Here is a 21693-nt window from a genome sequence, read left to right on the forward strand (position 1 = left end):
ACTACGTCGCGGCGCTCGCCGAGGCCGCCACCGTCGCACGCCGGCTGACCATTCCGGCAGCGTCCGCTCGCCAATAGGCTGTGAGGATGACCGACGCAGCCCTCACCTCCGGAATCGCACACGACGAACTCGACCCCCAGGTGCGGCCGCAAGACGACCTGTACCGCCACGTGAACGGCAAGTGGATCGAGCGCACCGAGATCCCGTCTGACAAGGCGCGCTACGGCTCCTTCTACCTGCTCGCCGAGGGCGCGGAGCAGGCGGTGCGCGAGATCATCCTGGAAGCGCAGAGTGCCGAGCCCGGCACTGAGGAGCGCAAATTCGGCGACCTGTTCGCGAGCTTCATGAACGAGGGTCGCATCGAGGAGCTCGGCGCCGCCCCGCTTGGCTCGCTGCTCGAGCAAGTGGACGCGGTCGACTCGCTCGAGACTCTGCTGGCGACACTCGGCGTGCTGGAGCGTCAGGGCATGAGCGGCTTCGTGCAGCTCTTCGTCGACAACGACCCCGGCAACCCGGAGCGCTACCTGGTGTTCGTGGAACAGTCGGGGCTCGGGCTGCCCGACGAGTCCTACTACCGCGAAGAGAAGTTCGCGGATGTTCGCCACAAGTACCTCGAGTTCGTCGAGACCATGCTGCGCTTGGCGGGGGTGCAGGATGCGGCTTCGGCGGCGAAGCGCGTCTTCGCCCTGGAAACCGACCTCGCGGTGCACCACTGGGACAACGTGACATCGCGGGACAGCGAGCGGACCTACAACCTGCGCAGCTGGCAAGACCTCGAGGGTCCGAACCTGGACGGCTGGCTCACCGCGCTCGACGCCCCGGAGGGTTCCTTCGACGAGGTCGTCGTGCGCCAGCCGAGCTTCCTGACCGGATTCGGCCGGCTCCTCACCGATGACCGCTTGCAGGCGTGGTCCGACTGGTTGCGCTGGCAGGTCATCCGCTCGAACGCCCCGTACCTGTCCAGCGACTTCGTGCAGGCCAACTTCGATTTCTACGGCAAGACCCTTACCGGAACGCCGGAACTGCGGGACCGCTGGAAGCGCGGCGTCTCGCTCGTCGAAGGCATCATGGGCGAAGCGGTCGGCAGGATCTACGTCGAGCGGCACTTCCCGCCGTCGGCCAAGCACGCCATGGATGAACTTGTCGCGAACCTCATCGAGGCGTACCGCCAGTCGATCCGCGGCCTGTCCTGGATGACCGAGGCAACGCGCATCCGGGCGCTGGAGAAGCTGGAGAAGTTCACGCCGAAGATCGGCTACCCGGTGAAGTGGCGCGACTACTCGAGCCTGCCCATCGATGCCAACGACCTCATCGGGAACGTCCGCGCGGGCAGCGAGTTCGAGTTCCAGCGCGAGCTCGGCAAGATCGGCAAGCCGCTCGACCGTGACGAGTGGTTCATGACCCCGCAGACGGTCAACGCCTACTACAACCCGGGCTTCAACGAGATCGTGTTCCCCGCATCCATCCTGCAGTTCCCGTTCTTCGACGAGACCCGGGATGCGGCGGCGAACTACGGCGGCATCGGCGCGGTGATCGGGCACGAGATCGGGCACGGCTTCGACGACCAGGGCTCCAAGTACGACGGCGACGGACGCCTCACCGACTGGTGGACCGAGGAGGACCGCGCCGCGTTCGAGAAGCTTGCCAGCGCGCTCATCGAGCAGTACAACGACCTCGCCCCGGCGCAGGTGCCGGAGCACAAGGTCAACGGCGCGCTCACCATCGGCGAGAACATCGGTGACCTCGGCGGCCTCGGCATCGCCTGGAAGGCCTACCTCCTATCGCTCGGCGGTGGGGAGCCGCCGGTGATCGACGGGCTCACCGGCGCCGAGCGCTTCTTTCTGTCCTGGGCGCAGATCTGGCAGCTCAAGGCCCGGGACGAGGAGGTCATCCGGCTGCTGGCCATCGACCCGCACTCGCCCAACGAGTTCCGCTGCAACCAGATCATCCGCAACGTCGACGCCTTCTATGAGACATTCTCTGTCACCGAGAGCGATAGGCTGTGGCTCGACCCGAGCGAACGCGTGAGTATTTGGTAGCCACCCGAGATCAGTTGCGCCGCGACAGGATCCGCACGCCGCGGACGCCTCGCCATCGCGGGGCTGGAGGAACGGAAAACTTCTCCAGCAGCTTCACGGCGCTCGGAAATCTGGCCTACGACGGCGCCAAGACCTCGGCGTGCGTCATCGACCTCCGCTCGGGCACGAAACTGTTCTCCGTCGACGACCGGATCGTCCTGCCGACAGCCAGCATCGGCAAGGTGCTCCTGCTCATCGAGGTGTCGGCCCGGCTGACCGCGCGCGATTTCTCCGGCTACGGCATCCTCGACAAGACCCCGCTCGACTCCATCGGCGACTCGGGGGTGTGGCAGCACCTGCAGGCGCCGTCGCTGCCGGTCGCCGACCTCGGAACGCTCATCGGGGCGACAAGCGACAACCTGGCCACCAATGTGCTGCTGCGTCAGGTGGGCCTTGACGCCGTGCGCGCCCGCGCCGAGTCGCTGGGCCTCGCCCGCACGGCGCTGCTGGACATCGTGCGCGACACCCGGGGTCCGGATGACGCGCCGCAGCTCTCCGTGGGGTCGACCGCCGAGCTCGCCTGGCTCTTCGCCGCGCTCGCGCGGGGCCAGATCGTCGACCAGCAGACCAGCCAGCGGGTGATGGGCTGGCTGTCGCTCAACACCGACCTGTCCCTCGTCGCCAGCGCCTTCGGCCTCGACCCGCTGGCGCATCGGGGCGGCACCCACGGCATCCAGCTCGTCAACAAGACCGGCACGGATGTCGGCGTGCGCAGCGACGTCGGCGTGCTGTACGGACCCAGGACGGCCGTCTCCTACGCGGTGACGGTGCAGTTCAAGGACACGTCGCTCGAGGCGCGCCTGCGCACCATCGAGGCCATGCGCGCTGTGGGGACCGACCTGCTCGAGTACGCGTCGGCCAACGTCACACGCAGCCTCTCCAGCTGAGGTGACGATCGGATCGCCGGATCGTCTGAAGTGATTCTGAGAACTCGCCATGTCTGAACGTCTGCTGGTAGCGAGTTGTACGGCCGCCAGTACGCTGGAACCTGCACGCCAACCTGAATGGAGCTAAACATGCGCAGCAAGATCGCACTGCTTGTCGGACTCGGCGTTGGCTACGTGCTCGGCGCCAAGGCCGGACGCGAACGCTACGAGCAGATCAAGGACAAGGCCGAGTCTCTCTGGAATGATCCCCGAGTCCAGAAGCAGGTCAGCAATGTCAGCGATTTCGCCAAGGAGAAGGCGCCAGAGGTCGTCGACTTCGTGAGCGACAACGTGAAGAAGGTTGCACACCGCAAGGGCTCAGAGAGCAAGTCGGGCACCGGAACGACGGGCACGACGGGCACGACGAGCACGACGGGTACGACCGGCACGACGGGTACGACCGGAACGATGGGAACGGGCACCGGCGCGCCCAGTACGCCTGGCACTTCGAAGAGCAAGTAGCGCATGTCGCACACGCTCCCCGAGCCGCCGCGCCGCTCCCTGTTCTCGCTGATCGGGAGCCTCCCGGGGCTTGTCAGCGAACTCATCAAGGCAGAGATCGAACAGGCTAAGGCCGAACTCTCGATCAAGCTGAAGCAGCTCGGCGTCGGCGCGGGTTTCCTCGCGGTCGCCGCCGCCTTCGGGTTCTTCGCCCTCGGCGTGCTTGTTGCCGCCGCCATCCTGGGCCTCGCTGTAGTGCTGCCAGGGTGGGCCGCCGCCCTCATCGTCGCCGGGGTGCTGCTGATCATCATGGCGATCCTCGGGCTGGTGGGCGTGCGGAAGCTGCAACAGGGCAGCCCGCCGACACCGACAGAGACGATGCAAAGCGTGCGACGAGACGTCGACGCCATCAAGGGAGAGTAGGAGCACGCACACATGAGCATGACACCGGCGCACAATCGAGTGACCACAACCCGAGCTGAGCTGACCGAGACGCTCGACGCGATCGAGGACAAGCTGAACATCCCGAAGCAGGCGCGAATGGCGACGGAGCGCGCGAGGGCGTCCTACGAGCGCAACCCGGTGCCGTGGATCATCGGCGCGTCGGCAGCACTCATGGTGGTCGCCGGTCTCGTCGCGTGGGCGATCTTCAGCGACGACTGACACGGCCGAATTTGCTCTAGGGGCGGACCGGGGCAATATGGGAGTGTACGACCGCCCCAAGACCCGAGAGCTGAATGAGCCCCCATCGCAGTAAGAAGCCGCTGAATTCGTGGCGCGTTCTCGTGCCGCGCGGCGGCGAGTGGGGCAACACCCTCGCGGCGAATCTGCGATCGCACGGGGCCAGCCCACTGATCGCGCCGATGGTCAACTTCGCCAGCGCGGAAGACACCGACGCGCTGAATGACGCGATCGCACGCCTGCAGGCGGGAGCCTTCGATTGGCTGATCGTCTCCAGCCCGACGACCGTCGACGTGCTGCACAGTCAGGGCGTCAGCATTCCCGCGAACACCCGGGTGGCCGCGATGGGCGAGACCACCGCATTCGCGTTGCGCCAGGCGGCGTTCCGGGTCGATTTCGTGCCGGAGTATGACCGCTCACCGCGCGGCTTCGTGAAGGAATGGCCCGAGATGGGGTCGGATGCGACGGCGCTCGTCTTCCGATCGGACATCGAGGAGCCGTCGCTCGAGAAGGCGGTCGGCCAGTTGGGGCTGCGCTCCGAGCTGGTGATCGCCTACCGCACCATCGGTGTGCAGGTCGAACCGGATGTCGCGGCGGAGGTCGCGAACGGGGGAGTCAGCGCCATCCTGATCACCTCTGGCAGCGTTGCGCGGCAGGTGAAGGCGCAGCTTGCGCCACTCCCGGAGGGCACGATCGTTGCCGCGATCGGCCCGCGCACGGCGTGGGACTCCCGCACGCTCGGCATCGAGGTGGACCTCATCGCAGAGACCCGCACGCCGGAGGGACTCATCGAGGCGCTGATCGAGCGCGCTCGCGGCCTCGCCTAAGCCAACTCAGCCGAAGAGCGCCATGACCTTCTCGAAACGGTCCTGCGGCACGGTCTTCAACTCGCCAAGAGCCTCCTCGAACGGCACGTCGACGATGTCGATGCCGCGGAGGGCGACCATCCGCCCCCACTTCTTGGCCAGCACCGCGTCGAGGGCAGCCTGACCGAACCTCGTCGCGAGCACGCGATCGTAAGCGCTGGGCGTTCCGCCACGCTGGATGTGGCCGAGCGTCGTCGCGCGCGTCTCGATTCCGGTGCGCTCTTCGATCATCGGCGCAAGCATTTCGCCGATTCCGCCCAGGCGGGGCCGTCCGAACGCGTCAAGTCCGCGTTCCGAGTGCACGTCCGTCATGGTGTCGAGCGCGAAACCCTCGGCGACGGCGACCAAGGGTGCCCTGCCGCGGTCGTGGGCCTTGGTGACCCACTCGCAGATCTGCTCGATCGAGGTCGCCTGCTCGGGGATCAGGATGACGTGCGCGCCGGCCGCGATGCCGGAGTGCAGCGCGATCCAGCCGACGTGCCGTCCCATCACCTCGGCCACCATGCAGCGGCCGTGCGCTTCCCCTGTCGTGCGCAGGCGATCCATCGAGTCGGTTGCGATCTGCACGGCGGTGTCGAAGCCGAATGTGTAGTCGGTGCCACCAAGGTCGTTGTCCACCGTCTTGGGCACACCCACGATCGGCAGACCTTCATCCGACAGCCGCTTGGCGGCCGCCAGGGTGCCTTCTCCGCCGATGACGATGAGCGCGTCGACGCCGGCCTCGGCCATGACCTCGCGGACACGGTCGCCGCCGCCGTACTCGAACGGGTTGGTGCGCGACGTGCCGATGATGGTACCGCCCATTTTGCTGATGCCCATGATCTGGTGGCGGGTCAGCGGGTCATAGTTCTCCTCGACGACGCCCTTCCAGCCATCCCGGAAGCCCACGAAGTCGAGGCCGTGGAGTTGGATGCCCTTGAACACGATTCCGCGGATGACCGCGTTCAGTCCGGGCGCGTCGCCGCCGCTGGTCAGGATGCCGATTGCCATAGAACCATTGTGGTCTACGGTTTTTCGTGAGTCTCGGTGACACCGGTCTCGAACAGGCCCTCATCGGACCCGGCGGTGTCGATCTCGATCTCGCCGCTATCCGGCGGGAGCCCTTCGGTGTCTTCCACCTGGGCGAGGAGCTCGTCGGCGACTTCCTTGGAGTGATCAGGATGCTCGGGGTCCCACGCCGCCGGACCACCCTGATTTGCGAACGGATCAAAACCAGCCATGGCCTTGCTCCTTCCGTTCGCGATCAGGCCATGTTAACCACCTCGCCTGAGGGTGTAAAGCGCGGGATCAGCCGAGCGTCTCGAGCACCGCCATCGCGGCGTTGTGCCCGCCGATGCCGCTGACGGCCCCGCCGCGTTGAGCGCCCGAGCCGCACAGCAGGATGCGTTCGTGGTCCGTCGCCACGCCCCACCGCTGGCCGGGGCTGCCCAGTTCGGCGTCGTCTTCCGCGAACGGCCAGGCGAGCGGGCCGTGGAAGATGTTGCCGCCGGGCATCCCGAGGGCCGCCTCCAGGTCGAGAGTGGTCTTGGTCTCCACGCACGGCCAGCCGTCGGAGTTGGTGAGGAGCACCGACTCGATCGGCTCGGCGAGGACAGAGTCCAGGGACTTCAGCACCGCGTCCTGCAGCTTCACCCGCAACTCGTCGTTGTTCTCAGGGGTCAACAGTCGATCCGGCGTGTGGAGCGCGAACACCGTGAGCGTCTGCGCCCCGCTGGCCTGCAGTTCCGGCGAGAGGATGCTGGGGTCGGTGAGCGAGTGGCAGTAGATCTCGGCGGGCATCGGATCAGGGACGCTGCCCGTGTTGGCGGTGTCGAAGGCGGTCTGCAGCTGGCTGTACAGCTCATTGATGTGGAAGGTGCCGCCGAACGCCGCGCGCGGGTCGATGCTCTCGTCTCGCAGCCGCGGGAGGCGCGACAGCATGAGGTTGACCTTGACCTGCGCGCCCTCGGGGCGATCAACGCTGTTCTCGCCAAGCATCCGGGACAGCACGTACGGTGCGACGTTTGCGAGCACGCGGTCGCCGTGCAGCACGTGCTCGTCGTCGTCGGACCGGTAGCGCACCTCGCCATCCGGCGTGATGGAGATGACCTCGGCGCCGGTGATGATCGTGGCGCCGGCAAGCCGCGCGGCGCGCGCGAGTTCGCCGGTGACCGAGCCCATGCCGCCGACCGGCACATCCCAGTCGCCGGTCTCGTTGCCGATCACGTGGTACAGGAAGCAACGGTTGGCGGCGAGCGTGTCGTCATGCGCCGGCGCGAACGTGCCGATGAGCGCGTCGGTGAGGGCGACGCCGCGCACCAGGTCGCTGTCGAACGACTGCTCGACGACCTCACCGATCGGACGCTCGATGAACGATGACCAGATGCCGTCGTCTCCGACCGCGGCTCGCGCTTCCGAGCGGGTCAACAACGGGTCGCACACCGTCGGGAAGAGCGCACGGGCCAGGCGTCCGGTGCCGCCGTAGAAGTCGTGCCAGCGTTCGATGTCGGATGCCGCCCCGATCGCTGCGAATGAGTCGGCGGTCGCCGTTCTGTCTTCGTTGTCGACGAGCAGCCCGATGTTCTCGCCGGGCACGGGAGTGTACGAGGAGTAGCGTCGCCGCGCGAGCCGGATGTCGAGCCCGAGTTCACGGATGATCCGCTGCGGCAGCAGGCTGACGAGGTACGAGTAGCGGGACAGTCGCGCGTCTACGCCCTCGAACGCGAGCGCCGACACGGCGGCACCACCAGGCTGGCTGAGTCGTTCGAGCACCGTGACGTCGAGTCCGGCCTGGGCGAGGTATGCCGCCGCGGTGAGGCCGTTGTGGCCGCCGCCGACGATGATGATGCGCTGCATGGCTCACGAGCCTAGACGAGACCGCTCCGGTGGATACGGCCGCCCCTAGACAGTCGGCAAGCGTCGCGCGCGGGTCGAACTTCCACGCGCTGGTCAAATTCGACCCGCGGTTGGAAGTTTGACCCGCGCAGGGTAATTGGGCTCGATCGGCAGAGGCAAGGGTGATGTCCGAAAACCGCTAGACACACTGGCCGCGAGCCGCTGTACTGAGTCTCATGAACCCAATCGGCGCGACGGACGACCCGCTGTTCGCGGAACGCTACCGGGCGATCGATGCCCGCGACATCCGGTTCGACGGACAGTTCTTCACCGCTGTGTCTTCGACGGGCATCTACTGCCGGCCGTCGTGCCCTGCGCGCACGCCGAAGCCGCACAACGTCACCTTCTACCTGACGTCCGCGGCGGCGCACGAGGCCGGGTTCCGCGCCTGCAAGCGCTGCCTGCCGGAAGCCACCCCCGGCACGCCGGAGTGGGACATCCGCCGCGACCTGGCCGGCAGGGCCATGCGCCTGATCGCGGACGGTGTCGTCGACAGAGAAGGCGTCGACGGCTTGGCCGCACGGTTGGGCTACACCAGTCGCCACCTCCATCGACTGCTTGTGGCTGAGCTTGGTGCCGGTCCCCTCGCGCTCGCACGAGCGCGGCGGGCGCAGTCGGCCCGAACACTGCTCGTCGGCACAGACCTGCCGGTCGCGCAGGTCGCATTCGCTGCCGGCTTCGGCTCCGTTCGGCAGTTCAACGACACCATCCAGGTGGTCTTTGCCTTCCGGCCCGGCGAGCTGCGGCTCAAGGCTCGAGCGCACCACGCGAGCACTCCGGATGCCGACCAGCCCGTCGATGCGGACGGGACCGTCGCGCCGGTGCGACTTGATGTCGACCTCCCCGTCCGTCAGCCGTTCGACGCCGCGGGGGTATTCCGGTTCCTCGCCGAGCGCGCAGTGGATCAGGTGGAGGTGGCCGACCTCTCCAAGGCAGGCGAGCGCGTGCGCTACGCCCGGACGCTCACGCTTCCCCAAGGCCCGGCCGCCGTCGACATCGTCGCGACCCGCATCGGTCACACCGGATGGCGGGTTCGGGTCGGTCTCGAGCTTGCATCCCTCGCTGACGTCGCCCCCGCCGTGGCTCGAGTCCGCCGCTTGCTGGACCTCGACGCCGACCCGGTCGCCATCGACGCCTCCCTGGGTGCCGACCCTGCGCTCGCTTCGCTTGTCGCCCGTACACCGGGGATCCGCGTGCCGGGTGCTGTTGACCCGCACGAGCTTGTCGTGCGGGCGCTCATCGGACAGCAGATCTCCGTGGGCGCGGCACGCACCCACCTGGGCCGTCTCGCGGCGCACGCCGGCTCGCCGTACGAGTCAGCCATCGCCGGCCTGAGCCGGCTGTTCCCCACCCCGTCGCAGATCGCTGCGGCCGTGCCGCTCCCGGTTGCGGGCGAGAGCCTCGACCCTGATCGGCCTCTGCGCCTGCCCGGCCAGGCCATCCGCGCGGTCGTCGCCACGGCTCAGGCGCTGGCCAGTGGCGAGCTGGACGTCCACGTCGCCGCAGACGCAGACACCCTCCGCAGCCAGCTTGTCGCCCGGCCGCGGATCGGAGCGTGGACCGCGGCCTACATCGCGATGCGCGTGCTCGGCGACCCCGACGCCTGGCTCATCGGCGATGTCGCGCTGGTGGCAGGGGCGAAAGCGATCGGCCTGCTCGACGGAACCGCTCCGACGGCCGCCAGCCACCGGGCACTGGCCCACCGCGCCGAGGCCTGGGCGCCGTGGCGCTCGTACGCTGCGATGCACTTGTGGCGTGCCGCAACCGACGCAGCCGCGGCGAGAAGGAGCGGGCGATGAGGGCACTGACCACCACCGTGAGGACGCCAGATGGCAGCTTCAGCCTGCTGCTGGCCGACGGGAGCATCCTCGCATCCGGCTGGACCGACGATGTCGCCGCTCTCGCCGCACTTGTGCACCCCACCCTCCGACCGGATGAGATCGTGGAGGTGGGTCCGGCCACACGCGAGCCGCACGTCACTCGCGCGGTCGAAGCGCTCACCGGCTACTACGACGGCGACCTCGCTGCGCCCGGCACCGTCCCGGTTCGCCAACACTCCGGCGGTTTCCGGATGCGCGCCTGGGACGCACTGCGGCAGGTCGCCCCTGGTGAGCGCATCACCTACACCGAGTACGCCCAGCGAGCCGGTCAGCCGGCGGCGGTGCGTGCGGCCGCGGCGGCATGCGCCATGAACGCCGCCGCCCTGTTCGTCCCCTGCCACCGGATCCTGCGCTCCGATGGCGGGCTCGGCAGCTTTCGTTACGGGTGGCCGTCAAGCAACGCCTGCTGGAACGGGAGACCGACTCGGAACCGGCGCCGACGCTCTTCTAGCCCCACGACCCGGAGCCTCTCAGCTTCTCGGAAGTAGTCTCATTCTCATGCTTTCGAGCGACCACGACGACTCGCTGGCCGGTGAAGCCATCGCGACAGCGCGCCGTTGGCTCACCACGGCAGCAGAGGCACCGGATGCCGCGGCGCGACTCTCCGCACTGCTGGCCGACAATGCGGGCTCGCCCTTCGTCGCCGCCCTCATTGATGGCGTCCTGAGGCCGGATTCCCAGCGCGTTGCCGCGCACACGCTCGGCCACTTGTCACACCGCATCCCTTCGCGGCTTCCGATGGCGCTGCGCCTCGGTTTCGTTGAGGTCTGCGGGTTCGCCCCGTTAAGCCCGCGCGCGTTCGTCCCGCTCGCCAAGTCTCTGGTCATGCGCGTCGTGGGCCACCTCGTGCTGCCCGTCGAGGCCGAACGCAAGCCGGACTGGCTGGACGCGGTTCGCGGCACCGGCGGCATCCGGCCGGTCATCGCGCCAATCCACAGCGACGCGCTCGGCGCTCGGCACGCCGATCGGCAGCTGGCCGAAGTGGGGTCGTTCGTCGACGAGGGCGGGACCGTCTCCTTCCGCCTCGCGGCGGTGCTGCGCTGGTCCGACTGGGACTTCGACCTCGACCGCGCGGTCGACCGCCTGGCGCCGCTGTTCGAACGAGCGGCCGGGCGCGGCACCCGGCTGATCCTCGAGGTGGACCGGTTCCGCGAGCTCGAGCCAACGCTCACGCTGTTCCGCACCCTGCTGGACCGCCCCGCGCTGCAGAGCCTGGACGCGGGAATCACCCTGCCGACGTCGCTGCCCGACTCCTCTCCCGCGCTGCAGCGGCTCACCCAGTGGGCGGCGGCCCGGCGGGCGCGCGGCGGCTCCACGATCACGGTGCGGCTGAGCATCGGAGACCGTGTCGAGGACGAACTGGACGAAGCAATCGTGCACGGCTGGCCCGTTGCGACGTTCGCCAGCCGGGCGGACGCCGAGGCGCACCTGCTGCGCATGCTCGACTGGTCGTGCACCCCGGAGCGCACCGACGCGGTCCGGCTGGTCGTCGCCAGCGACAACCTGTTCGGGCACGCGTTCGCCTGGCGCCTGGCCAGGACGCGAGGCGTGCTGCGCCGGGTCGAGCACGAATTCCGGCTCGGTGTGATGCCCGAACTGGCGGACGCGGTGAAGCGGGACGTCGGAGGCATCCGGCTGTACACGCCCACCGTCCCAGAGGAGAACCCGGGTGTTGCGGCAGGCTACCTGCTGCGGCGCATCCGGGACTTCACCGACCCCGACGCATTCCTGTCCGCCTCGCGTGATGCGGCGCGCCGGGAGCGGCTGTTCGACCGCGAAGTGGACCGCTTCACCGCGGCGTGCGCCTCGATCGGCGATCCAGTCGCCGAGACCTACCGCACTCAGTCCCGGCCGTGGACGACCGACACCGACCCGACCATTCCGGAATCCCGGGACTGGGCACGTGCGGTACTCGAGGAGCCCGTCCCTGCCCCGCCGGTTACGGTCGTCAACGATCCGGATGCCGCGATCGAGGCCGCGCTGCGCGCCGCGGGCGAGTGGGCGGAACGCCGCGGCTCCACCCGGGCCGCGGTGCTCGCGAGCGTCGCCGAAGTCATCTCGGAGGCGCGCGGCGAGCTCATCGCGGTGGCCGTCAGGCACAGCGGCCTGACCTTCGCGGATGCCGACCACGAGGTCTCCCAGGCCGTCGACCTCGCGAACAGGCTCGCGACGCTCGCCGGCGCTCTCACCGACTTCGACAATGCGACGCTCGTGCCGTCCAAGGTCATCGTCGCGGTGACGCCACGACACTCGCCAATCAGCGAACCGGCGAGCCAGCTGCTCTCCGCTCTCGCCGCCGGCGCGGCCGTCATTGTGAAACCCGCACCGGAGACGAGCGCGAGCGTCGCGGCGCTGACCCGGATCATCCTCGACGGCGGCGTCCCGGCAGCGCTCATCACGCTCACCCCGCCGGGGGAGGACGACGACACCCGTCGACTGGTCACCCACCACGCGGTCGACCGCGTGCTGCACCACGGCAGCAGGCACATCGCCAAGCTGTTCCGGTCCTGGCGGCCGGAGCTCCCGCTGGTCGCCGTCACCGGCGGGCGCAATTCGATCATCGTCACCGGCAGCGCCGACATCGAGGCGGCGGTCGCGGATGTCGTCGCGAGCGCATTCCATCACGCCGGACAGTCGCAGGAGGCGGTGGGAACCGTCATCCTCGCCGGTGACGGGCTGGACCGGTTCCGTGACGCGCTGACGGATGCCGTCGCGTCACTGAGCGTCGGCGCGCCGAATGAACTCGCCACCGAGGTCGGTCCGCTGTCGCGGCCGGCACGCGCATCCGTCTACGACCAACTCACGGCGCTCGCCGACGGGGAAAACTGGCTGGTGCGCCCCCGGCAACTCGATGCCGACGGGCTCCGCTGGTCGCCCGGCCTGCGCGACGGCGTGCAGCCCGGCACGGAGTTCCACACGCACGAGCATCGCGCGCCGGTACTCGGGATCGTGTCCGTCGACAATCTCGATGACGCCATCACGGCGCAGAACCTGCCCGGCTTCGGTCTGGTCTTCGGCCTTCAGTCCGGCGACCCGGTCGAGGTGGCCGAGTGGCTGGACCGGGCGGAAGCCGGGGTCCTCGCCGTGAACCGGCCGACGGTGCGCACCGTGCCATCGAAGCAGCCGGCGGCCGGATGGAACCGGTCGGCGATCGGCCCGGTGTGCGCCGAAGGCGGACCCAACCACCTGATTCCGCTCAGCGGATGGCAGGCGGTACCGCAGGAGCCGGGCAGCAGCGTCATCCTGTCCGGCATCAGCGACGACGTGCAGGCACTCATCACGGCGAGCCAGCCGGCGATGACCTTCGACGAGTTCGACTGGGTGCGCGCGGCCGCCCGCAGTGACGAGACGGCGTGGGCGGAGGAGTTCGCGCCGGTCCGCGAGTACTCGGATGCGGTGGACCGGTTCGCGTTCCGTTATCGACCGGTCCCGGTGACCGTCCGCCTGGCCGAGGGCGCGCCCATCGCGCTGCTGGTGCGGGCGCTCGCCGCCGCCACCCGCGCGCACGCCCCGGTCATCGTCAGTTCGCCCGTGCCGCTGCCGAACACACTCATCGCGCACTTCGGGACGGCCGCCTCCATGGTCGTCGAGGCGGTGGTCGAATCGGATGCCCGCTGGCATGCTCGCGTGCAGTCCGGCGGCATCGCGACCGGCCGCATCCGACTCGTCGGCGGCGACGGCCAGGTGCTGCAGCGCGTGCTCGACGGCGCCATCGAGGTGAGTGTGCATGCCCAGCCGGTCACCCCATCCGGGCGCATTGAACTGCTGAGCTTCGTCCGCGAGCAATCGGTGCGGATCGCCAGCCGGCGCTTCGGCTCCGCCTCCGACGTGGCCGCAGTTGCGCTCGGTTCTGCGGAGGCAGCGCCTACCCTGTAGTCGTGCCAACATCCGACCCGAGCCCGCGGGCCACCCACGAATTCTCGACCGCCGGTGTCGGTCCCTGGGTCGGCGAGTGGCCGGTCGACGAGCGCTACGATCCGGAGCTGCTCCAGGGTGGCGATACCCGCAACGTCATCGACCGGTACCGGTATTGGCGGATGGAGGCGATCATCGCCGACCTCGACGAGCGTCGGCATCCGTTCCATGTCGCGATCGAGAACTGGCAGCACGACCTCAACATCGGCTCGATCGTGAGGACCGCGAACGCGTTTGCCGCCGACACCGTGCACATCATCGGCCGCCGACGCTGGAACAAGCGCGGTGCGATGGTGACCGACCGCTACCAGCACGTGATGCACCACCCGGACCTGGCCGCGTTCGGCCAGTGGGCGCGGACGGCTGGCATCCCGATCGTCGCGATCGACAACGTGCCCGGCAGCGTGCCGATCGAGACCTACCGGATCCCGGAACGCTGCGTGCTGCTGTTCGGGCAGGAGGGTCCGGGGCTTTCGGCCGAGGCGCTGAAGGTTGCGCACGTGACGCTGGAAATCACCCAGTTCGGCTCGACCCGGTCGATCAACGCGTCGGCCGCCGCCGCGATCGCCATGCATAGCTGGGTCATGCAGCACGTCCCGTTCGGCTGACGACCCGCGGCATCCTGAGCAATAGCCGAACACCATGAACTGAGCACTCGTCGCCGGATTAGTGTGTTCGCACCATGGCGTTACTGTTCGGCGCGCCGCGACTTCCCAGCCGCTTCGTGACGCGAGACCGGATCAACGGGCTGCTCGCGGGGAGCGCCGCACTGATCGTCGTCAGAGCGCCGGCGGGCAGCGGCAAGACGGTCGCGGTCGCCGACTGGCTGCGAACGGTGGAGGACGTCGACCGGCTCTGGCTGGAGGCAACCGATCAGCACACCTTCTGGATGTCGTTCGCGGAGCAGCTCGAGGCATCCGGCGTCCTGAACGCGAAGGCACCGGGCACCCAGGAGCGAGCCAGGCGCCTGGTCGGGCGCGCACTGGCGCACCTGAAGTCGGAGCTGCTGGTTGTCATCGACCGGGCGGAGCGCATCGACGCGACGGATGCTGTGCCATACCTGCTCCGCGCCCTGGCCGGCAGCCGCCGACTGCGCGTGGTCGCGCTTACGAGGCGCCGGGCCAGCAGCGAGGTCCACGCGCTCCAGGCCGCGGTCGACCATGAGGTGATCACCGGAGAGGACCTGGCGTTCACCCGATCGGAGACAGAGGCGCTCGCCGCCGCGCACGGTGTGGTCGCGTCGCCCGAAAGCGTGGCGACGCTGCATCGTGTGGCCGGCGGGGCGGTCGGGCTGATCGTGCGGCTGCTGCCGGAGCTCGCATCCGGTGAGCCGGAGATCGCCGACCGCCTCGAGCGTGCGGCTGGGGAGGTGCTCCTGCAGGACGTCCCGGATGCGTTGAGCCACCCGCTCGCCAGCGCGAACATCGCCGACGTGCTGAGCGTCGAGCTGGTCCGGCAGCTCACGGGCCGCTCCGACGCCCGCGAACTGCTCATCGAGGCGGAGGAGCGTGGACTCGGGGCGTGGCGCGGCGAGGACGGGCCGACGGATGCGTTCACGCTCGTCCCGCCGGTCAGCCGCGAGCTGTGGCGGCGACGGCCGGACACGCATCCGGAGCGGGGCGCGCAGGTCGCGGACGCGGTCGCCTGGCTCGCCGCCAACGGGCAGGGGGCCGCCGCGGTGCGGACGGCACTCCGAAACGGCGACCTCGCGCTCGCGAACGAGGTGTTGTGGCCGGACTGGCCGTGGCTCGTCGACACGCCGCCGGATCACGCGCAGCTCGTCGCGCTCACCAGAAGGTTCCCGCCGGGCGAGCTGCGCCGGTACCCGCTGCTCGGGATGCTGACCGCCCTCGGCCTGGCGGCGGGCCATGGCGGTCGGGTGCGAGCCGCCGAGCTGTTCGCACTGGCCGACTTGACCTCGCGCGTCGGGCGACGGCAGCACCAGGCCGCCGAAGACTTCGCCATCCGAGCGCTGGAGAGCGCAGCGGCCCGTCTTGCCCATCGGACGTCGTTGTCGGTCACTCTCGCCGAGCGAGCACTCGAGGCCAGCCGTGCCGTCCCGCCGGTGGAACGCCCCGCGAGCTCGGCCGCCTACCCGTTCCTGCTCGCCCAGGTCGGCACGTCGCTCCTGAAGGCCGGACGCCCAGGCGACGCGCTCGTGGTGTTCCAGGAGGCGAACCGTCACGACGGCCCGATCGGAGCACGGTTCCACTCCGGCGCACTCGAGGCGGGGACGCTGGCGATCGTCGGCGAGATGCCGCAGGTCGATCCCGCGCTCGACCGCCTTCGCGCGCTCGGCGCGCCGGAGCTCTTCGCCGACCTCGAGTTCGCGACCTTCGCCCAGCTGGCTCGCGGCTACCAAGCGCTCGAAGAGCTGGATGCGGATGCCGGCGGCCTGGCGCTCGACCCCCTCGAGCAGCACCTGGCCGACTCGGAACACTGGGCGGAGGTGATGACTCTCCGGGCTCTCCTTGCGTTCGCGGCGCACCAGACCCGGGCGGCCGAAGGCGTGCTCGAGCGCGCCGCCAGCGTCCGGCATCCAGCGGTCTCGGCGCACGACTCTGGCGCTGTGGCGGCTGCGCGGGGGTTGTTGGCTCTTGCGAACGGCCACTCCACCGTCGCCGAGAAGACCCTGGCGGCCGCCCCGGATACCGCCGCCGTGTGGCTGGCGCGCATCCGGCTGGAGCTGACGCGGGGCGATCCGGGGGAGGCGAACCGAATCACCGGTCGGGTTCACCCGGCGGACCTTGGGGCGCGGCAGCGTGCGTGGGCGCTCGTGCTCGGCGCGGAGGTCGCGAGGCGAGTGGGCCAGTTTTCCCTCGCGAGCTCCCGGTTCGAGCATGCGGTGCTGCTGGCTGCGGATCGCCGGTTGCGCTCGCCGTTCCTGCTGATGCCGCGCGCAGAGCTGCTCGCGCTGTGCGAGCTGGTGCCGCCCGCGAGCGTCCGCGGGGGTGCCGAATTGTTGGCGCCGGTCGTCAGCGGCCGGCGGACACTGGCTGGCCGGTAGACTGAATAGTCGTTCCCCCTAGTCGAGTGAAGGGATCCTCGCATGCCCGCAATCGTCCTGATCGGAGCTCAGTGGGGTGATGAGGGCAAAGGAAAGGCGACCGACCTGCTCGGCAGCCGCATCGACTACGTCGTCAAGTTCAACGGAGGCAACAACGCCGGCCACACCGTAGTGATCGGCGACCAGAAGTACGCCCTGCACCTGCTGCCATCGGGCATCCTGACCGACGGCGTTGTGCCGGTGATCTCGAATGGCGTCGTGATCGACCTTGCGGTGCTGTTCGATGAGCTCGACACCCTAAGTTCGCGGGGTGTCGACGTCTCGCGGCTGCGGGTGAGCGCCAACGCGCACGTCATCACCAGCTACCACCGCACCCTCGACAAGGTCACCGAGCGCTTCCTCGGCAAGCGCCAGATCGGCACCACCGGGCGCGGCATCGGCCCGACCTACGCTGACAAGATCAACCGGCTCGGCATCCGGATCCAGGACCTCTTCGACGAGAACATCCTGCGCCAGAAGGTCGAGGGTGCGCTGTTCCAGAAGAACCAGCTGCTGACCAAGGTGTACAACCGCCGCGCCGTTGGGATCGACGAGATCGTCGACGACCTGTTGAGCTACGTCGATCGGCTGCGGCCGATGGTCGGCGACACCGCGCTCGAGCTGAACCGGGCGCTCGACGACGGCAAGACGGTGCTGTTCGAGGGTGGTCAGGCGACCATGCTCGACGTGGACCACGGCACCTACCCGTTCGTCACATCGTCGAACGCGACGTCGGGTGGTGCTGCGACCGGATCCGGCATCGCGCCGAACCGGATGGAGCGGGTCATCGGAGTGGTGAAGGCGTACACGACGCGCGTTGGCGCGGGACCGTTCCCCACCGAGCTGTTCGACGAGTGGGGCGACTTCCTGGTCGACAACGGGGCAGAGTTCGGCACGACCACCGGCCGCCGCCGCCGCGCGGGCTGGTTCGACGCGCCGATCGCGCGCTACTCGCAGCGCATCAACGGGGTTACCGACTTCGTGCTGACCAAGCTGGACGTGCTCACCGGGCTGGAGAAGATCCCGGTGTGCGTCGCGTACGAGGTCGACGGCGTGCGCGTGGACGAGATGCCGGTCTCGCAGAGCGACTTCCACCACGCCAAGCCGATCTACGAGGACCTGCCCGGCTGGAGCGAGGACATCACCGGTATCCGGGACTTCGACGACCTGCCGAAGAACGCGCAGGACTACGTGCTGCGGATCGAGGAGCTGAGCGGCGAGCGTATCTCTGCGATCGGGGTCGGCCCCGGCCGCGAGGCGATCGTAGTGCGGCACGACCTGCTCGGCTGAGCGCCGCTCGCTGCGCCCCACCTCCGTTGAGTCGGGAGTAGTTGCCCTTTTGGGCACCCGCACCCGGATGTCGGTCGTGGGTACTACAGTTCCGGAAGTGAAACAGAAGCTCTCCGACTCCGTCGTGCTCATCCAGTTCCTCGCGGCGGCGCTCGTCTGGGGCTCAAGCTTCCTGTTCATGAAGGTCGCCCTCGACGGCGTGAGCTTCGGCCAGATCGCATGGTCACGCGAGATCCTCGGCGCGCTCACGCTCGGCCTGATCATGCTCATCGGCCGGCACACTCTGCCGCGCGATCCGGTGATCTACCTCCACTTCGTCGTCATCGCGACGACCAACTGCGTCATCCCGCACCTGCTGTTCGCGTGGGCTGAGCAGCACATCTCATCCGGACTCGCCGCCATCTACAACTCGCTCACCCCGATCGCCACGGCGGTCCTCGCCGCGCTGGTCTTCAAGGTGGAGAAGCTCGGGCGGGCGCAGATCGCGGGCGTGCTGCTGGGCATCGTCGGTGTTGTCGTGATCATCGCACCATGGACCTTCACCGACATCAGCGCCGACTTCTGGGGGCAGTTGGCGTGCATCGGCGCCGCCGTCTCATATGGGGTCGCTATCGGCTACCTGCGCAAGTTCATCACCCACCGGCCGATCTCCGGCACGACGGTCGCGTTCATGAACATCGGCACGGCCGCCGTCATCATGCTGCTGCTCACCCCGTTCCTCGCCCTCGGCCCGGTCGAGCTGAGCTTCCCCGTCGTCGGGAGCCTGATCGCGCTGGGCGCGCTCGGCACCGGCCTCGCCTACATCTGGAACCTGTCGGTGCTGCGCGCGTGGGGCCCGACGCCGTCATCGACGGTCACCTACCTCATCCCAGTCGTGGCGGTGGTGCTCGGGGTGCTCGTGCTGCAGGAGACCCTGCACTGGCACGAACCGGTCGGCGCGGTGCTGGTGCTCATCGGCATCCTGGTCACCCAGAACCGGATAGTGTTCCGTGGGCGTACACGGATCGACCGGCACTAACCTGAAATGTATGGCTGACGAGAACCCCGCGGAAGAACTGGCTGCCCTCAGGCAGAGCATCGACAACATCGACGCGGCGCTCGTGCACCTGCTCGCCGAGCGGTTCAAGGCCACCCAGCAGGTCGGCCGACTGAAGGCGACCCACGGGCTGCCGCCGTCCGACCCCGAGCGGGAGCGCGTGCAGATCGCACGCTTGCGCAGCCTCGCCGTCGACGCGCGCCTGGACCCCGCATTCGCCGAGAAGTGGTTCAACTTCGTGGTGGCGGAGGTCATCCACCACCACGAGCAACTCGCGAGCGGCTCCGAGTAGCGGTTAACCCGTTTCAAGGAGATTCGGGTGCAGATGGCTCCGGATGCTTGCAGACAGCAGGCAAGAGGGGCGGATCTCCTTGAGACGGGTTAAGGAACGGGGTTAGAGGGCCAGCGACCGGTGGGTGGCGCGCAGGTCCTCGACCGGCACCGTGAACAGGTCCTGCAGCTCGAGCGTGCCGGATGTCGCATCCGTCACTCCGATGCGCGCGACGGTGTAGCCGCGTCCTTCGCACAGCCCGCGGAATCGCACGTCGTCCTCGCGCGGCACGCTCACCAGCACCCGACCGGTCGACTCGCTGAACAGCGCGGTCGCGACGTCGATGCCGTCGCGGTCGAGCAGTTCGTCGAGCACCACACGCGCGCCGACACCGAAGCGCAGCACGCACTCGGCGATGGCCTGCGCCAGTCCGCCGTCGGACAGGTCGTGGGCCGCCGAGATGAGCGACTCCTGGGCACCGGCGGCGAGCAGTCCCGCAAGACGCTGCTCGGCCTCCAGGTCGACCTTCGGCGGACGACCGCCGAGGTGGTCGTGAATGGTGCCGGCCCACGCTGAGCCGTCCAGCTCGAGCGATGTGGTGCCGAGCAGGTAGATGTTCTCGCCGTCGTCCTGCCAGCCCGACGGGACGCGCCTCGCGACGTCATCGATGACGCCGAGCACCGCGACGACCGGGGTCGGGTGGATCGGCGAGTCGCCGGTCTGGTTGTAGAACGACACGTTGCCGCCGGTGACCGGGATCTCGAGCTCCAGGCAGCCGTCGGCCAGCCCCTCCACCGCGCGGGAGAACTGCCACATCACCTCGGGGTTCTCCGGGCTGCCGAAGTTCAGACAGTCGGAGACCGCTGCCGGCACCGCGCCGGTGACCGCAACGTTCCGGTACGCCTCGGCGAGGGCCAGGCGGGCGCCCTCGTAGGGGTCGAGCTGCGCGTACCGGCCGTTCGCATCCGCCGCGATCGCGAAGCCGAGACCGCTCGACTCGTCGACGCGGACCATGCCGCCGTCATCCGGCACCGCGAGGGCGGTGTTGCCGCCGACGTACCGGTCGTACTGGTCGGTGATCCAGTGCTTCGAAGCCAGGTTGGGGCTGCCGAGGAGGGTCAAGAACTGTTCACGCAACTGGTCAGGGTCGCTGGTCCGGGGGAGCGCGGATGCGCTGTCCGCCTGGAGCGCGTCGATCCAGCTCGGGTAGGCGACCGGGCGCTCGTAGACCGGGGAGTCGACGGCGACGGTGCGCGGGTCGACGTTGACGATCTCCTCGCCGTGCCAGTCGATGACGAGCCGGCCGGTGTCGGTGACCTCGCCGAGCACGCTGGTCTCGACATCCCACTTCGCGGTGACCGCGAGGAACTGCTCGAGCTTGTCGGGCTGCACGATCGCCATCATGCGCTCCTGGCTCTCCGACATGAGGATCTCCTCAGGCGTGAGCGTGGGGTCGCGCAGCAGCACCCGGTCGAGCTCGATGTACATGCCACCGTCGCCGTTGGCCGCGAGCTCGGAGGTCGCGCAGCTGATGCCGGCGGCGCCGAGGTCCTGGATGCCCTGGACCAGGTCGCCCGCGAACAGCTCGAGGCAGCACTCGATGAGCACCTTCTCGGCAAAGGGGTCACCCACCTGCACGGCCGGACGTTTCGTCGGCCCGCCCTCGCTGAAGGTGTCGGATGCCAGGATCGACGCGCCGCCGATGCCATCACCGCCGGTGCGTGCGCCGAACAGCACGACCTTGTTGCCCGCGCCGCGCGCGTTCGCGAGGTGCAGGTCCTCGTGCCGGAGCACGCCGACCGCGAGCGCGTTGACGAGGGGGTTGTCCTGGTAGACCGAGTCGAAGTAGGTCTCGCCGCCGATGTTGGGCAGGCCGAGGGAGTTGCCGTACGAGCTGATGCCACGCACGACGCCATGCACGACACGCGCGGTGTCGGGGTGGTCGATCGCACCGAACCGCAACTGGTCCATGACAGCGACCGGCCGGGCTCCCATCGAGATGATGTCGCGCACGATGCCGCCGACACCGGTCGCGGCGCCCTGGAACGGTTCGATGAACGACGGGTGGTTGTGGCTCTCCACCTTGAAGGTGACGGCCCAGCCTTCGCCGATGTCGATCACTCCGGCGTTCTCACCCATCCCGACGAGCAGGTTCTGCTTCATCTTCGGCGTGACCTTCTGGCCGAACTGGCGCAGGTAGATCTTGGAGCTCTTGTACGAGCAGTGCTCGCTCCACATCACCGAGTACATGGCCAGCTCACCGCTCGTCGGGCGGCGGCCGAGCAGGTCGCGGATGCGCTGGTACTCGTCGGGCTTGAGCCCGAGAGCGTCGTACGGTTGGTCGTGTTCGGGGGTGGAAATCGCGTTGGCGACTGTATCGGTCACACAG

18 protein-coding genes are annotated in these 21693 nt (G+C 68.9%); 14 read left to right on the forward strand and 4 right to left on the reverse strand.

Features of this window, described 5'->3' with window-relative positions; translation table 11 throughout:
* The first annotated feature begins 86 nt into the window (after window positions 1-86).
* The 6 genes from IRG63_RS04620 (at window position 87) to IRG63_RS04645 (ending at window position 4953) form a co-directional block, all read left to right on the forward strand.
* On the forward strand, window positions 87-2039 hold the full coding sequence (locus IRG63_RS04620) for a M13 family metallopeptidase (protein ID WP_168626033.1): 1953 nt from the start codon (window positions 87-89) through the stop codon (window positions 2037-2039).
* Window positions 2040-2053: 14 nt separating this feature from the next.
* On the forward strand, window positions 2054-2965 hold the full coding sequence (locus IRG63_RS04625) for a serine hydrolase (protein WP_227411720.1): 912 nt from the start codon (window positions 2054-2056) through the stop codon (window positions 2963-2965).
* 129 nt (window positions 2966-3094) lie between these two features.
* Window positions 3095-3466 (forward strand): YtxH domain-containing protein, encoded by a 372-nt coding sequence (locus IRG63_RS04630; RefSeq protein WP_193509346.1) that lies wholly within the window; start codon window positions 3095-3097, stop codon window positions 3464-3466.
* Window positions 3467-3469: 3 nt separating this feature from the next.
* Window positions 3470-3868 carry a phage holin family protein gene (locus IRG63_RS04635; protein ID WP_168626036.1) on the forward strand — a complete coding sequence of 133 codons (399 nt, stop codon included), beginning with the start codon at window positions 3470-3472 and terminating at the stop codon, window positions 3866-3868.
* 12 nt (window positions 3869-3880) lie between these two features.
* Window positions 3881-4108 (forward strand): DUF3618 domain-containing protein, encoded by a 228-nt coding sequence (locus IRG63_RS04640; protein WP_227411721.1) that lies wholly within the window; start codon window positions 3881-3883, stop codon window positions 4106-4108.
* Window positions 4109-4182: 74 nt separating this feature from the next.
* Complete coding sequence (locus IRG63_RS04645; protein WP_168626037.1) at window positions 4183-4953, forward strand: uroporphyrinogen-III synthase; 771 nt, start codon at window positions 4183-4185, stop codon at window positions 4951-4953.
* 6 nt (window positions 4954-4959) lie between these two features.
* Here IRG63_RS04645 and IRG63_RS04650 read toward each other — a convergent pair whose 3' ends face one another.
* The 3 genes from IRG63_RS04650 to IRG63_RS04660 all read right to left on the reverse strand — a co-directional run bounded on the left by IRG63_RS04650 (window position 4960) and on the right by IRG63_RS04660 (window position 7827).
* Window positions 4960-5982, reverse strand: coding sequence for a 6-phosphofructokinase (locus IRG63_RS04650; RefSeq protein WP_168626038.1), 1023 nt, complete (start codon window positions 5980-5982; stop codon window positions 4960-4962).
* 14 nt (window positions 5983-5996) lie between these two features.
* Window positions 5997-6212 (reverse strand): hypothetical protein, encoded by a 216-nt coding sequence (locus IRG63_RS04655; protein WP_168626039.1) that lies wholly within the window; start codon window positions 6210-6212, stop codon window positions 5997-5999.
* Between the two features lie 67 nt (window positions 6213-6279).
* Window positions 6280-7827, reverse strand: coding sequence for an NAD(P)/FAD-dependent oxidoreductase (locus tag IRG63_RS04660; protein WP_168626040.1), 1548 nt, complete (start codon window positions 7825-7827; stop codon window positions 6280-6282).
* A gap of 215 nt (window positions 7828-8042) precedes the next feature.
* Between IRG63_RS04660 and IRG63_RS04665 the strand changes: the two genes are divergently transcribed.
* The 8 genes from IRG63_RS04665 to IRG63_RS04700 all read left to right on the forward strand — a co-directional run bounded on the left by IRG63_RS04665 (window position 8043) and on the right by IRG63_RS04700 (window position 19325).
* Window positions 8043-9665, forward strand: a complete 1623-nt coding sequence (locus IRG63_RS04665) for a DNA-3-methyladenine glycosylase 2 family protein (RefSeq protein ID WP_193509347.1) — start codon at window positions 8043-8045, stop codon at window positions 9663-9665.
* Window positions 9662-10234, forward strand: coding sequence for a methylated-DNA--[protein]-cysteine S-methyltransferase (locus tag IRG63_RS04670; RefSeq protein WP_370566178.1), 573 nt, complete (start codon window positions 9662-9664; stop codon window positions 10232-10234). The genes IRG63_RS04665 and IRG63_RS04670 overlap by 4 nt, the downstream gene beginning before the upstream one ends.
* Before the next feature lie 10 nt (window positions 10235-10244).
* Complete coding sequence (locus tag IRG63_RS04675; protein WP_168626043.1) at window positions 10245-13622, forward strand: proline dehydrogenase family protein; 3378 nt, start codon at window positions 10245-10247, stop codon at window positions 13620-13622.
* Between the two features lie 2 nt (window positions 13623-13624).
* Complete coding sequence (locus tag IRG63_RS04680) at window positions 13625-14269, forward strand: RNA methyltransferase (protein ID WP_168626044.1); 645 nt, start codon at window positions 13625-13627, stop codon at window positions 14267-14269.
* 74 nt (window positions 14270-14343) lie between these two features.
* Entirely contained in the window at window positions 14344-16668 is a 2325-nt protein-coding gene (locus IRG63_RS04685) for a hypothetical protein (protein WP_193509348.1), read from the forward strand.
* A gap of 42 nt (window positions 16669-16710) precedes the next feature.
* Window positions 16711-17997, forward strand: coding sequence for an adenylosuccinate synthase (locus IRG63_RS04690; RefSeq protein ID WP_193509349.1), 1287 nt, complete (start codon window positions 16711-16713; stop codon window positions 17995-17997).
* Window positions 17998-18094: 97 nt separating this feature from the next.
* Window positions 18095-19015, forward strand: coding sequence for a DMT family transporter (locus tag IRG63_RS04695; protein ID WP_370566179.1), 921 nt, complete (start codon window positions 18095-18097; stop codon window positions 19013-19015).
* 10 nt (window positions 19016-19025) lie between these two features.
* Window positions 19026-19325 (forward strand): chorismate mutase, encoded by a 300-nt coding sequence (locus IRG63_RS04700; RefSeq protein WP_168626047.1) that lies wholly within the window; start codon window positions 19026-19028, stop codon window positions 19323-19325.
* A 102-nt stretch (window positions 19326-19427) separates the two neighbouring features.
* Here IRG63_RS04700 and purL read toward each other — a convergent pair whose 3' ends face one another.
* The gene (gene purL / locus IRG63_RS04705) at window positions 19428-21689 is read right to left on the reverse strand and encodes a phosphoribosylformylglycinamidine synthase subunit PurL (protein ID WP_193509350.1); all 2262 of its coding nucleotides are present in this window, start codon (window positions 21687-21689) and stop codon (window positions 19428-19430) included.
* Window positions 21690-21693: the final 4 nt, after the last annotated feature.

Origin of the sequence: Cryobacterium sp. BB736, from assembly GCF_014980265.1 — a bacterium.
Lineage (GTDB): Bacteria > Actinomycetota > Actinomycetes > Actinomycetales > Microbacteriaceae > Terrimesophilobacter.